The 12,316-nt window shown below is 68.6% G+C and carries 11 protein-coding genes; 8 read left to right on the forward strand and 3 right to left on the reverse strand.

The features are described from left to right. Window position 1: 1 nt before the first annotated feature. Together ACZ7OI_RS45630 and ACZ7OI_RS45635 are read right to left on the reverse strand one after the other, a co-directional pair. Window positions 2-1,117, reverse strand: coding sequence for a sensor histidine kinase (locus tag ACZ7OI_RS45630; protein ID WP_470270351.1), 1,116 nt, complete (start codon window positions 1,115-1,117; stop codon window positions 2-4). Continuing rightward, a complete protein-coding gene (locus ACZ7OI_RS45635; protein ID WP_470270352.1) occupies window positions 1,108-2,370 on the reverse strand; it encodes a nucleotide disphospho-sugar-binding domain-containing protein in 1,263 nt (420 codons plus the stop codon). The genes ACZ7OI_RS45630 and ACZ7OI_RS45635 overlap by 10 nt, the downstream gene beginning before the upstream one ends. Window positions 2,371-2,603: 233 nt before the next feature. Between ACZ7OI_RS45635 and ACZ7OI_RS45640 the strand changes: the two genes are divergently transcribed. Both ACZ7OI_RS45640 and ACZ7OI_RS45645 read left to right on the forward strand, forming a co-directional pair. Next, window positions 2,604-3,536 (forward strand): proline iminopeptidase-family hydrolase, encoded by a 933-nt coding sequence (locus tag ACZ7OI_RS45640; protein ID WP_470270353.1) that lies wholly within the window; start codon window positions 2,604-2,606, stop codon window positions 3,534-3,536. Then, window positions 3,529-4,488, forward strand: a complete 960-nt coding sequence (locus ACZ7OI_RS45645) for an ACP S-malonyltransferase (RefSeq protein WP_470230300.1) — start codon at window positions 3,529-3,531, stop codon at window positions 4,486-4,488. Before ACZ7OI_RS45640 ends, ACZ7OI_RS45645 begins: the two co-directional genes overlap by 8 nt. On the opposite strand, the gene ACZ7OI_RS45650 is transcribed toward ACZ7OI_RS45645, so the two are convergent. Further along, complete coding sequence (locus ACZ7OI_RS45650) at window positions 4,481-4,753, reverse strand: phosphopantetheine-binding protein (RefSeq protein WP_470270354.1); 273 nt, start codon at window positions 4,751-4,753, stop codon at window positions 4,481-4,483. The genes ACZ7OI_RS45645 and ACZ7OI_RS45650 overlap by 8 nt on opposite strands. Window positions 4,754-4,959: 206 nt before the next feature. On the opposite strand from ACZ7OI_RS45650, the gene ACZ7OI_RS45655 reads away from it, so the two are divergent. The 6 genes from ACZ7OI_RS45655 to ACZ7OI_RS45680 all read left to right on the forward strand — a co-directional run bounded on the left by ACZ7OI_RS45655 (window position 4,960) and on the right by ACZ7OI_RS45680 (window position 12,246). Beyond that, complete coding sequence (locus ACZ7OI_RS45655) at window positions 4,960-6,459, forward strand: AMP-binding protein (RefSeq protein WP_470270355.1); 1,500 nt, start codon at window positions 4,960-4,962, stop codon at window positions 6,457-6,459. A 175-nt stretch (window positions 6,460-6,634) separates the two neighbouring features. Next, a complete protein-coding gene (locus ACZ7OI_RS45660; protein WP_470270356.1) occupies window positions 6,635-8,104 on the forward strand; it encodes an AMP-binding protein in 1,470 nt (489 codons plus the stop codon). Further along, window positions 8,101-9,315 carry a type III PLP-dependent enzyme domain-containing protein gene (locus tag ACZ7OI_RS45665; RefSeq protein ID WP_470270357.1) on the forward strand — a complete coding sequence of 405 codons (1,215 nt, stop codon included), beginning with the start codon at window positions 8,101-8,103 and terminating at the stop codon, window positions 9,313-9,315. The genes ACZ7OI_RS45660 and ACZ7OI_RS45665 overlap by 4 nt, the downstream gene beginning before the upstream one ends. Further along, window positions 9,312-9,788, forward strand: a complete 477-nt coding sequence (locus ACZ7OI_RS45670; protein ID WP_470270358.1) for a cobalamin B12-binding domain-containing protein — start codon at window positions 9,312-9,314, stop codon at window positions 9,786-9,788. Before ACZ7OI_RS45665 ends, ACZ7OI_RS45670 begins: the two co-directional genes overlap by 4 nt. Beyond that, window positions 9,785-11,053, forward strand: a complete 1,269-nt coding sequence (locus ACZ7OI_RS45675) for a methylaspartate mutase (RefSeq protein ID WP_470270359.1) — start codon at window positions 9,785-9,787, stop codon at window positions 11,051-11,053. The genes ACZ7OI_RS45670 and ACZ7OI_RS45675 overlap by 4 nt, the downstream gene beginning before the upstream one ends. After that, window positions 11,050-12,246 (forward strand): cytochrome P450, encoded by a 1,197-nt coding sequence (locus ACZ7OI_RS45680; RefSeq protein WP_470270360.1) that lies wholly within the window; start codon window positions 11,050-11,052, stop codon window positions 12,244-12,246. The genes ACZ7OI_RS45675 and ACZ7OI_RS45680 overlap by 4 nt, the downstream gene beginning before the upstream one ends. The last annotated feature ends 70 nt before the right edge of the window (window positions 12,247-12,316 follow it).

Consider the following 12,316-nt stretch of genomic DNA (forward strand, 5'->3'; position numbering starts at 1 on the left):
TTCACCAGCGGACGGGCAGATCGGCCCGCACGACGGTGGGGCCGCCGACGGGGCTGACGACGGTGAGCACGCCGTCGATCGTGGCGGCGCGGTCGGCCAATCCGGCCAGGCCGCCGCCGGGGCGCATCGAGGCGCCGCCGTGGCCGTTGTCGGTGATTTCGACGACCACGGTGTCGTCGTCGCGGGTCACTCGCACGGACGCGCGGTCGGCGCCGGAATGTTTGGTCACGTTGGTGAGCGTTTCGCTCACGATGAAGTACGTCGTCGTTTCTACAGGTGCGGGCGGACGGGGTTGTACGGTAACCTCGACCTCAATAGGGATAGGCATTCTTGCGGTAAGAGAAGACAACGCTGCGTCCAGGCCCCGGTCCTGGAGCACCGGCGGATAGATCCCGCGCGCCAGGTCGCGCAACTCCGAAACAGCGAGTTTCGCGTCGGCGTGCGCGGCTCCGATGAGTTCGCGGACCGCGGTCGGGTCGTCGAGATCGAGTTTGAGCTGGGCCCGGCCCAGGCTCATCGCGACGGACACCAGCCGCTGCTGTGCGCCGTCGTGCAGGTCGCGTTCGATCCGGCGTCGTTCGGCTTCCACCGCGTCGACTCCGCGCGCTCGCGAGTTCTGCAGCTGCACCGTGCGCGCTTCCAGCTGCGCGGTGCGGTTCGGGCCGAGGAACGACCCCGCCAGTTCGCCGTGCATCGCCCCGATGCGCGGTGCCACGAAAATCCCGAAAGGAGGTACTGCGGTGGACACGACGCCCGCCACGAATTCCACTATGCCCAGCGGAAAAGCGATCAGCACGAACGCGAACTCGCGCCAGGTGGCGGGGTCGAGCAGCCGCGCCTGCCACACCGCGAGCATGCCCGGGCCCGCCGGACGGCGGCGGACCGGTTCGGCGATGGCGACGCCCAGCATCTGGCGCGCCCAGCGTCGTTCGAAGGCGCAGTACGAACGCATCAACGAGGTCGCGACCAGCAAGATCGGGATGCCGATCCACAGCATCGTCGTCCCGACGCCGACCAGCATGGTCACCAGGATCAGCACGAACGCGGCGAGCCGGATCGGGAGGCTCAGCACGAGAAACCCGATCGTGCGCATGGTCGGCGGCCGCGTCACGGGCATAGCGCGATCCGTTCCAGTTCCGGCACGAGGTCGTCGAGAGTGGGCGTCGCCAGCATCTCGTCGCGCACCTCGAGCGCGCATTCCCGAAAGGACGATTCCTCCAGCAGCCGGCACACTCCGTCGCGGACGCTCGCGGGCGTCACGTCCTCGAGGTCCACCAGCAATCCGTTGCCGCGCTTCGCCTGAGCCACCGCGGAGCCGCGTTCGCTCCACGTGGTGCCCGGGATGACGAGCTGCGGGACGCCGTTCACCACCGCGTTGCTGATCGTCGCGCCGCCGCCCTGGTGCACGATCGCCGAGCACGAGGCGAGGAGTTCGTTCATCGGCACGAAATCGACCGCGCGGACGTTGTCCGGGATCGCGCGCACGGACGCGAGCTGGCTCGCGTTCAACGTGGCGATCACTTCGATGTCGAGGTCGGCGAGGCCGTCCAGCAGGTCGCCGACGGAGGTCTCCTCGACGCCGAGCACCTGCCGGTTGGAGATGCCGAGGGTGAGCATCACCCGCGGCCGCTCCGGCTGCTCCAGCACCCACGAGGGGATCGCCATCGGCTTGTTCTGCGGCACGAACCGGGCCGGGACGTAGTCGACGTCCACGCCGTCGTACCGCAGATATGACGGATGGCAGTCGATGGTCCGCACGCCGTAGCGGAGAGCTTCGTCGTAGTCCGCGCCGAACCGGCCGACCGCGGCGGACATCCACGTCACGAACGGGTCCGGCGAGGTGTCTTCGGGACGGCTGGCTCTGAGGTCGCGGTACTGCGCGCCGATGCGGGCGGTCTGGTCGGCGGCGTACATCATCCGCAGGTGCGGCACCCCGAGTGCGTGCGCGACGATCGGCGCGGCGTAGATCATCGGGTCCCACACCACGAGGTCCGGCTGCCACTGGCGGGCGAAGCGGACGAGCTCGTCGAGCAGCGAGTCCGGCGTGGTCCAGCGGAACACGTCGACCCAGTGCTCGTAGACGTTGCGCACGTACTCGTCGGTGTAGCACTCGGGGCGGCTTTCGGAGATCCGGAAGTCGCCCTGCATCGCGTTGTTGCCGTCGACCTGCAGCTGGCGGTGCCGGGCGATGTCGAGTTCGTCGCCGAACCACATGGCGTCCAGCCCGGTTTCGGCGAACGACGCGACCTCGCGCGGGTTGCGCTGCCCGACGAAGCGCACCTCGTGCCCGGCCGCGGCCAGCGCCCAGCCCACCGGAGCCATGCTGTAAACGTGCGTCCTCGTCGGGAAGACCATCAGCATCACGCGCATCGCGGCAGCTCCGGGTTCGTAGTCACAGGAGAACAAGGGAAACGGTAGGGCCGCGCCACCGCCGCGCCCACCCGGTAGGGGACCCCTGAATCCGGCGCGGGCAAGGAGGATTTGGCTCGGCTTTAGATGCCCCTTAGGGGCTGGTGGCGCGCGGGCCGCGGCGGATAGACAGGTAACCGGATCCGGCCGCGCTGTGCCGGAGAAGGACGAGGGAGGCGAACGAGGTGATGAGCATGGCCGTGGCGCCCACCGCGAAAGGCTGGGTCCCGTTCGGCGAGCACCGCACCTGGTACCGGGTCACCGGGCAACCGGGAGGGGCGGCTCCCGCCGTGGTCGTGGTGCACGGCGGGCCGGGCAGCACGCACGACTACCTGCTGAGCCTGACCGAACTCGCCGGGCACGGATTCCCGGTCGTGCACTACGACCAGCTCGGCAGCGGCGGGTCCAGCCGGCTGCCGGACGCCGGCCCCGGGTTCTGGAACCCGGAGCTGTTCGGCGACGAGCTGGACAATCTGGTGCACCGGCTCGGGATCGAGGACAACTACGTCCTCTATGGACAGTCGTGGGGCGGACTGGTCGTCGCGCGGCACGCCGCCGAGCGTCCGGACGGCCTGCGCGGGCTGGTGATCGCCAACTCGCCGGCGTCGTACGAGTTGTGGCGCAGCGAGATGGACCGGCTGCGCGCGCTGCTCCCGCCCGGTGTCGACGAGGGCCTGCGGGCGCACGAAACGGCCGGCACCACGGACACACAGGAGTACTTCGATCTCATGCGCGTCTTCTACGACCGGCACGTCTGCCGCGTGCTGCCGTGGCCTGCCGACTACGTCGCCTCGTTCATGGAGATGGCCGACAACAACACCGTCTACTCGGTGATGAACGGCCCCAGCGAGTTCACCGTCACCGGCACGCTCGCGGACTATTCGGTGGTCGACCGCCTCGACGACATCGAGGTGCCGACCCTGCTCATTTCCGGTGCGCACGACGAGGCCACCCCGGCCACCGTGCAGCCGTACTACGACCGGATCCACGACGTGCGCTGGGAGATCCTCCCGGAATCGAGCCACGTCCCCCATCTCGAGGAACCGGAACGGTTCCGCGAAATCCTGCTGGGATTCCTGCAGGAAGTCCATTCCCCCGCCGAAAGAGAGGTCGCCAGTCATGGATGAGGCCAGCCAGGCCGGATCGGCGGTCGTGTTCCCCGGGATGAGCCCGTGCCGGTTCGTCGACTTCGGCAAGTTCCTGCTCATCAACCCCTTCGCGCGCAGGCTCATCAAGGACGCCGACGACCGGCTGGGCTACTCGCTGGTCGACCGCTTCCGCGAGGCCGAGGGCGACTACTCCGAGTACGCCCAGGTCGGGTTCATGCTCACCTGCGTCGCGCTCGCCGAATGGGCCGAACAGGAGTACGGGATGAGCCCGGACTACTGCACCGGCCCGAGTTTCGGCGAGAAACCGGCCAGCGTGTACGCCGGTTCGCTGACTTTCCCGGACGCGGTGTGGATGACCGCGAAGCTCGCGCAATGCCTCGACGAGTTCTTCGCGACCGAGCACACCGACGTCGTCACGCACTCGTTCGTCCGCACCCCGGAAGAGAAACTGCGCGACGCGCTGACAGAACTCGACGGGCGCGGCGAATGGGCCGACATCTCCTGCTACATCGACCACGACTTCTACATGGTCTCGGTGCGGGAGCGGAACCTCGACTGGCTCAAGCAGACCGTGCGGAGCATGGGCGGGCTGTCGCTGTACACGATGCGTCCTCCGCTGCACTCGCGCGCGTTCGGCGCGTTGCGGCGCAAGGCCGAGGACGAGGTGCTCGGCGGCCTCGACTTCCATGATCCCCTCCTTCCGATCATCGCTGACCAGGACGGTTCGGTGCTGCGGTCCGGCGAGCAGGTCCGGAAGATGCTGCTGGACAGCATCGTCGAGCCGCTGCGCTGGCCGGACGTCGTCTCGTCGCTCGAACAGCTCGGCGTGCGCAAGCTGTGGGTGGCCGGGCCGGACACGCTGTTCGGCCGCGTCCGCGCCACCACCAGCCGGTTCGAGGTGACCACGGTGAACCCGCGGCTCGCGCTGCAGCCGCGGCGGCGCGGCGCGGGTCCCTCGCGGGTCAGCTAGCCGGCTGCAGCTGCGACAGCGTCGCCCAGAGACGTCCGGGGTTCTCGAACGTCTCCAGGTTCAGCGCGTCGTCGGAGAACCGGACGTTGTATTTCTCCTCCAGCACCGCCAGCAGTTCCACCGTGGCGAGCGAGTCGAGGCCGTACTCCTTGAGCGGGGTCTCGGCGGTCAGCGCCTCGTCGGCGGGCAGGAACGGGAGGTACGGGCGGAGGGCTTCGTCGAAAGAGCTGTCCCACATGGCTACTCCGGTGGCTGGGTCGGGCACTTCACCAGGCAGGGAAACCGACCGCCCGGTTCGGTTTTGAACTTTACCCCGCGCCGCCGCGCCCGAGCGACGCACCGGCACCCCTATTACTCATCCGACCACAAGCAGGCCGACCCCCCACCCGGCACGGAACCGTTGCTGCGAAGCCATGAGGCCGTGACCGTGGTCGGGTTGGCAGGGATCGGCACAGTACGCGGAGGACCACGATGGACACGACGACCACCTCGGGACTGCACGCGCGTTTCCTGCGCGGGCTGGCCCGTTCCGAGTCCCGGCCGGCGGTCAGCGTCGGCGGGCAGACGCTGACCTACGGCGAGCTGCACGAGCGGGCGTTGCTGTGGGGCGGGGCGCTGGCGGAGTCCGGTGCCCGCACGGTAGGGGTGCTGGCCGGGAAGGGAGTCACTGCCTACGCCGGGATTCTGGCGGGGCTGTACGCGGGGGCGACGGTCGTCCCGCTGCGGCCGGACTTCCCGGCGGCCCGGACCGCGCAGATGGTCGAGGCCGCGGAGGTGGACGCGATCATCGCCGACGAACGCGGTTTGACCGTGGCTCCGCCGGTGAAGACGCTCCTGGCTCCGGAAACCAGCCAGAAGGGACTGGTTGACCCGAAAGCAGCGCTCAGCGAGCCCATGGACGTGCGGCCCGAGGACTCCGCGTACGTCCTGTTCACCTCGGGCTCCACCGGACGGCCGAAGGGAGTCCGGATCGGCCACGGTTCCACCGAGCATTACTTCGGCCTGCTCGACGCGCGGTACGACTTCACGCCGGACGACGTCTTCTCCCAGACGTTCGACCTGAACTTCGACTGCGCGATGTTCGACCTCTTCTGTGCGTGGGGCGCGGGCGCGGAGGCGGTGGTCCTGCCGGGCGCGGCGTACCGGAATGTGCCGGCGTTCGCGGAGGACCGCGGCCTCACCGTGTGGTTCTCCACGCCGAGCGCGATCGACCTGGTGCGTCGCACCGGACGGCTCACCCCGGATGCGATGCCTGGCCTGCGGTGGAGCTTCTTCGCCGGGGAAGCGCTGACCGTCCGCGACACCGCGGATTGGCGGGCAGCGGCGGGCAATTCCGTCACCGAGAACCTCTACGGCCCCACGGAGCTGACCATCACCGTCGCCGGGTACCGGTGGGACGACGAGGAAACCCCGCGCGTGGCGGTGAACGGCGTGGTGCCGATCGGCGCGGTGCACGAGGGGCACGAGTACCTGCTCATCGACGAGAACGAGGCGGGGGAGGGCGAACTCGCCATCGCCGGACCGCAGCTGACGCCGGGCTACCTCGACCCGGCCGACGAGAAGGGCCGGTTCCTCGACCGCGACGGGCAGCGGTTCTATCGCACCGGCGACCGGGTGCGTCGGCTCGGCGGCGACGATCTGGCGTATCTCGGGCGGCTCGATTCGCAGGTGCAGGTGCTCGGCTGGCGCGTGGAGCTCACCGAAGTGGAGCACGCGCTGCAAGAGTGCGGAGTGCAGGCGGTGGCCCTCGGCGTGCAAGGCGAGAGCGGGACCGAGCTTTTCGTCTTCTATACCGGGCCGCAGCGGCCGGTGATCGAGCTGGTGCGAGCGTTGCGGGCGGTGTTGCCCGAGGGCGTGATCCCGCGGCGGTACGAGCATGTCGAGGAGTTCCCGCTGAATTCCAACCGAAAGATCGACCGGAAGACCCTCGGCGCGCGGGCCGCGGAGATCCTGAGCCCGGTGCCCGCTTAACGTCCGTGAAGGGCTCCTTGAGGGAATCAGATTCCCTCAAGGAGCCCTTCACGGACCGGCAGACTGCCAGCTAGGGGCCGTTAGGGGTGTGGATCACCGCCTGCGCGCGGATAACTTTCCGGACGTCGGGGAGCTATCCCGCGCAGGCACGGTGATTCTACGAATCCTTTCGGGAGTGGCAGTCGTGAACGAATCCGGTTCTCTCGTCCATGCCCTGCTCGACGCGGCGGTGGCCAGTGCGCCGGACGCCGCCGCGGTGCGCGACCGGGCGGGGGTGTGGACGTATGCCGAGCTGGCCGCTTGGAGTCACGCGGTGGAGGCGGTCCTCGCGCGACGCGGGGTGAAGCGCGGCGACCGCGTGGTGGTGCAATTGCCGACGGACCGGGCGCTGGTCGCGCTCTTCCACGGCACTTCCCGCCGGGGCGCGGTGTTCGTGCCGATCAACCCGGCGATGAAACAGTTCCACTTCGACTCCGTCGTCGAGAACGCCGAACCGGTGCTGATCGTTCAGCCGGAGCAACTGCCTCCACTGTGGACAGAAGTCGAAGAGGCCTACCGCGAGCAGCTCCGTGTCGAGCCGACTGAAGTCGATCTGGACGACGTCGCGGTCCTCGTTTACACCTCCGGCAGCACGGCCGCGCCCAAGGGCGTCATCGGACCGCACCGGCAGGTCACCTTCGCGGCCGGCGCGATCCAGGCGGTGCTCGGCTACCGTCAGGACGACGTCGTTTTCTGCCGGTTCCCGATGTCCTGGGACTACGGCCTGTACAAAGTCCTCCTCTCGACGCTCGGCCGCAGCGAGATCGTGCTCGCCGACGCCGAGTCTGATCTTCGCCTGCTGCAACGGATGCGCGAGGTCGGCGCGACGGTCGTCCCGATCGTGCCTTCGCTCGCGACGATGATCGCCACCCTCGCCGGGCGCGACCAGGAAAAACCGGCTCCGGTGCGGCTGTTCACCAACACCGGTGCGGCGCTGCCGGATTCGACCATCGAGAAGCTCCGCGAGGCCTTCCCCGACGTCCGTGTCGTCCGCCAGTTCGGCCAGACCGAGTGCAAGCGGATCACCGTGATGCCGCCGGAGGAAGACACCGAACGTCCGGGTTCGTCGGGCCTTCCGCTGCCCGGCACGACCGTGCACATCCTCGCCGCCGATGGAACTCCGTTGCCCGCAGGCGAAATCGGCGAGATCGTGGCTGCCGGACCGCACGTGATGCCCGGCTACTGGCGCGCCCCGGAGCTGTCCGCGCGAGCGTTCCGCCGCGACGAGGCCACCGGCGAGCTCCGGCTGCACACCGGCGATTACGGTCGGCTCGACGAGGACGGCTACCTCTACTTCGAGGGTCGCCGCGACGACATGTTCAAGCGCAAGGGAATCCGGATGTCCACTTTGGAGATCGAGGCGGCCGCGATGGACATCCCCGGCGTGCGCGCGGCGGGCGCGATCCCGCCGAGCGAGACGCGGGACCTGGCGATCTGCGTGGAAAGCGACCTGCCGCCGACCACGGTGCTCAAGGAACTGGCGCAGCGGCTGGAGCCGCAGAAGGTGCCCGCGCTGTGCCACGTCGTGGACGAGTTCCCGCTCACCGCGCACGGCAAGAACGCGACGAAGGAACTCGCCCTGCTGGTGGAAGGTGCCCGCAAATGAGCAAGTACGACGAGCTGGCCGCACGGTTCGGCACGCCGGCTTACGTATACGACCTCGACGTGACCGCCCAGTCGCGTGATCAGCTGTTCAGCCTGCTGCCCGAAGGGTTCGCGGTCTACTACGCGCTGAAGGCCAACCCGCATCCGGAGATCGCCCGCGAGCTGCGCGAGGGCGGTTGCCGCGCGGAGATCAGCTCGACCGGCGAGCTGGCCAACGCGCTGACCGCCGGGTTCGCGCCGGAGGACATCCTCTACACCGGCCCAGGCAAAACAGACGGCGAACTGGACACGGCGATCACCGCTGGCGTCCGGCTGTTCTCCGTGGAATCGCTGACTGACCTGCAGCACGTCGGTGCCGCGGCGGAACGGCAGGACACTGTTGCGCGTTGTCTGCTGCGGGTGAACACCACGCAGGGCAGCGCGTCGACCGGGATCCGGATGATGGGCCGGCCGTCGCAGTTCGGCGTCGACGCCGAGACGTTGCCTGAGCTGATGCCGCTGCTCAAGGCGGTCGCCGGGGCCAAGATCGTCGGCGCGCACTTCTTCACCATGAGCAACGCCCAGGACGAGGACGCGCTGCTCGGCGAGTACGAATTCGTGCTGCAGTCGGCCTCGCAACTGCGCCAGGAAGTGGGGCTGCCTCTAGAACTGCTCGACATCGGCGGCGGGTTCTCGTCGCCGTACGCGGTTCCCGGCGAGCGTACCGACTACCCCAAGCTGCGCAACGGGTTGGAGCAGCTTCTCGATCTCTATCTGCCGGAATGGCGCAGCGGCGAGGTCGAGCTGGCCTGCGAATCCGGCCGGTATCTCTCCGGGACTTGCGGAACGCTGCTGGCCGGTGTGGTGAACGTGAAGGAAAGCCGCGGCCACCGGTTCGTCATTCTCGATGCCGGAATCAACGTCGTCGGCGGGCTTTCCGGGATTGGACGCCTGTTGCCCGCCGCGGTCGGCGTCGAGCAGATCGGCGACAACCCGGGGCAACTCGTCGGTCCACTGTGTACTCCCGGGGACTCGCTCTCGAAAGCCGCGAAGCTGCCCGAGCTGGCCGCCGGAGACCTGCTGACCGTGCCGAATGTGGGTGCATACGGCGTCACCGCGAGTCTGATCAGCTTCCTCGGCCGTCCCGCGCCGACCGAGGTCGTGGTCCGGGGCGACGAGGTCATCTCAGTGTCGCGATTGGACTATCAGCGAGCCTATGAGGTGTCGCCATGAGCGAGGAAGTCCGCGCTTACGGCAGCAGCATCGTCGAAGAACCCAGCGGGCGCACGGTGATCGTGAGCAGCATGGCGTCCGACTCGCACACCTGGAACCTCGTCTACCTCGAACTTCTGGTGGCAGAACTGGGTTTCGACGTGGTGAACCTCGGCGCGTGCGTTCCGGACGAGCTGCTGGAGTCCGAATGCGTCAGCCGCCGCCCGTCGATGCTCGTGCTGAGCAGCGTCAACGGGCACGGCTACCAGGACGGCCTCCGGGTCGTGCAGCGGCTGCGGGCGATTCACGAACTGCGTCGGCTGCCGATCGTCATCGGCGGCAAACTCGGCACAGGCGGACCGCTTTCCGACGAGCAGACCGCGGAACTGCTGTTCGCCGGGTTCGACGGAGTCTTCGACGAGCAGAACGCCGCCGCCTTCCGGCACTTCGCGGCCACGCTTCCCGGCGGGGTCAGCCAGTTGGAGGGAGCGTGAGCTTCGAGCGGTTCGTAGCGCAGCGGCACGCGGCCGGGGAACTGGTCGTGCAGCCGCGCATGGGCTTCGACAGTCCGGCCGCGATGCGTGCCGGGCTGATCGCGACCAAGCTCGCGAACGCCGCGACCGTCGGCACGCTCACGCTCGACAGCTACACCCGCGTCCGCGACACCGATTCCGCGGACCATGCGCTGCGCAACGGAATTCCGCTCAACGGCTACCCGATCGTCAACCATCCGCCCGAAGTGACCCGGGCGATGCTCGACGGTCTCGAAGGCCCGGATTTCCCGGTGCAGGTCCGGCACGGTTCCGCCCGGCCGGCGGACATCTTCCGCGCGATGATCGCCGCCGGTCTGCACGCCACCGAAGGCGGCCCGATTTCCTACTGCTTGCCCTACAGCCGCACGCCGCTCGACGAATCCGTGCGGAATTGGGCGTATTGCTGCGATCTGCTGGTCGACGCGGAACATCCGGGCGGCCGTCCGCATTTGGAGACGTTCGGCGGCTGCATGCTCGGACAGCTGTGCCCGCCGAGCGAGCTGGTCGCGATCAGCGTGCTGGAGGCGTTGTTCTTCTACCGCAGGGGTGTGCGCAGCATTTCGGTGAGCTACGCGCAGCAGACGAGCCTCCAGCAGGACCGCGAAGCCGTTGCCGCGCTGCGCCGGTTGTGCGCCGAGTTCTTGCCGGAAGCGACCTGGCACGTGGTGATCTACGCCTACATGGGCCTTTTCCCGCGCACGCCCGACGGCGCGATGTTGTTGCTGGGCAAGGCCGCCGAGCTGGCGATGAGCACCGGCTCGGAGCGGCTGATCGTCAAGACCGCCGCCGAAGCCCACCGCATCCCGACTGTCGCCGAGAACGTGACTGCGCTCGAACACGCGGCAGCGTCGGCGAAAGGCGTCAAGGCCATTGTGGACGAAGACAACCAGGTCTACCGCGAGGCCTACGCCTTGGTGGACGCGGTCCTCAACAGCCACGCCGATCTCGACCGCGCGCTCGTGGTCGCCTTCAAACGCGGGCTGCTCGACGTGCCGTACTGCCTGCATCCGGACAACGCGGGCCAGGCGCGCAGCACGCTCGACGCGGACGGCCGGCTCGGCTGGTCCGAGCTCGGTTCGCTGCCGTTGCGCGGCATCGCCGATCGCGCGCCGAGCGGCCGGATCACCTCGTCGACGCTGATGTCGGCGCTCTCGTACGTCCAGCACACCCATGACACCCAGGCATTGGAGCAGCCGATGACCGCGATCGGAGGGGATTCGCGATGAGCACGCGCCGTACCGTCCGGGCGTATCCGTTCGACATGCACGAGACGTCCGTATCCGAGATCTACCACCAGTTGCAGCGCGACGAGCCGATGAGCCGGGTGCAGTTGCCCTTCGGCGAGCAGGCGTGGCTGGCCACGAAGTACGCCGACGTCAAGCTGGTGAGCGCCGATCCGCGGTTCAGCCGCGAGCTGGCCCAGGGCCTCGACCAGCCGAGGATGCGCCGCCAGCAGATGGGCGACGGCATCATGGGCATGGACCCGCCGGACCACACCCGCCTGCGCCGTCTGGTGATGAAGGCGTTCACCGCGCGGCGGCTGGAGGCGATGCGCGAGAGCGTCCGCACCCTGACGCACGAGCTGATCGACGCGATGATCGAGAACGGTGCGCCCGGCGACCTCGTGGAGGATCTCGCGCGGCCGCTGCCGGTCACGGTGATCTGCAATCTGCTCGGCGTGCCCAAGGAAGACCACACGATCTTCCGCGAGTGGACCCAAGCGCTGGTCAGCGACGCCACGGCGAAGGGCGACGTGCTCGACGTCTACGGCGACCAGCTGGACAACTACGTGGCGCAACTGGTCGCGCAACGCCGCGAGGACCCGACCGACGACCTTCTCGGCGCGCTCGTCTACGCCCGTGACGCCGGGGACAAGCTCACCGAGAACGAGCTGATCTCGATCGCCGGCGCGGGCCTGCTGACCGGTGGTGTGGAGACGGTTTCCTCAGCGCTGCCGAGTTTCGTCTTCACCTTGCTGACGCAGCCGGAGCTCCTCGCGCAATTGCGGGCGCAGCCGGAGATCCTGCCGACCGCGGTGGAAGAACTGCTGCGCTGGGTCCCGATCAACACCGCGGCGATGTTCGCCCGGTATGCCCGCGAAGACATCCGGATCGGCGACGTCGTGGTACGGGCGGGCGATCCGGTGCTGCCCGCGCTGCACGCGGCGAACCGCGATCCGGAGGTGTTCGCGAACCCGGACGTCATCGACCTGACCCGCAGCCCGAACCCGCACGTCGCCTTCGGGCACGGCCCGCACCACTGCATCGGGGCGCAGCTGGCCCGGCTGGAATTGCAGGAGGCGCTGAAAGCGATTCTGGAGCGTTTTCCGGAATTGCGGCTCGCGGACGGGCGCGACGGCGTGAAATGGGAGTACGGGGTGATCGTGCGCGGCCCGTCCTTGCTGCGCGTCGCCTGGTGACTTCCCGCCCCTAACGACGTTTTCTGGGGATCCGGCGCGGCCCGAGCCCGCCATACGATCCGACCGACGA

The organism is Amycolatopsis sp. NPDC114503, from assembly GCF_055633655.1.

Bases quoted from the DNA above. Each gene is read 5' to 3' on its own strand.
- ACZ7OI_RS45630 (WP_470270351.1), bottom strand. From the start codon at position 1,117: ATGCCCGTGACGCGGCCGCCGACCATGCGCACGATCGGGTTTCTCGTG.
- ACZ7OI_RS45635 (WP_470270352.1), bottom strand. From the start codon at position 2,370: ATGCGCGTGATGCTGATGGTCTTCCCGACGAGGACGCACGTTTACAGC.
- ACZ7OI_RS45640 (WP_470270353.1), top strand. From the start codon at position 2,604: ATGGCCGTGGCGCCCACCGCGAAAGGCTGGGTCCCGTTCGGCGAGCAC.
- ACZ7OI_RS45645 (WP_470230300.1), top strand. From the start codon at position 3,529: ATGGATGAGGCCAGCCAGGCCGGATCGGCGGTCGTGTTCCCCGGGATG.
- ACZ7OI_RS45655 (WP_470270355.1), top strand. From the start codon at position 4,960: ATGGACACGACGACCACCTCGGGACTGCACGCGCGTTTCCTGCGCGGG.
- ACZ7OI_RS45665 (WP_470270357.1), top strand. From the start codon at position 8,101: ATGAGCAAGTACGACGAGCTGGCCGCACGGTTCGGCACGCCGGCTTAC.
- ACZ7OI_RS45670 (WP_470270358.1), top strand. From the start codon at position 9,312: ATGAGCGAGGAAGTCCGCGCTTACGGCAGCAGCATCGTCGAAGAACCC.
- ACZ7OI_RS45680 (WP_470270360.1), top strand. From the start codon at position 11,050: ATGAGCACGCGCCGTACCGTCCGGGCGTATCCGTTCGACATGCACGAG.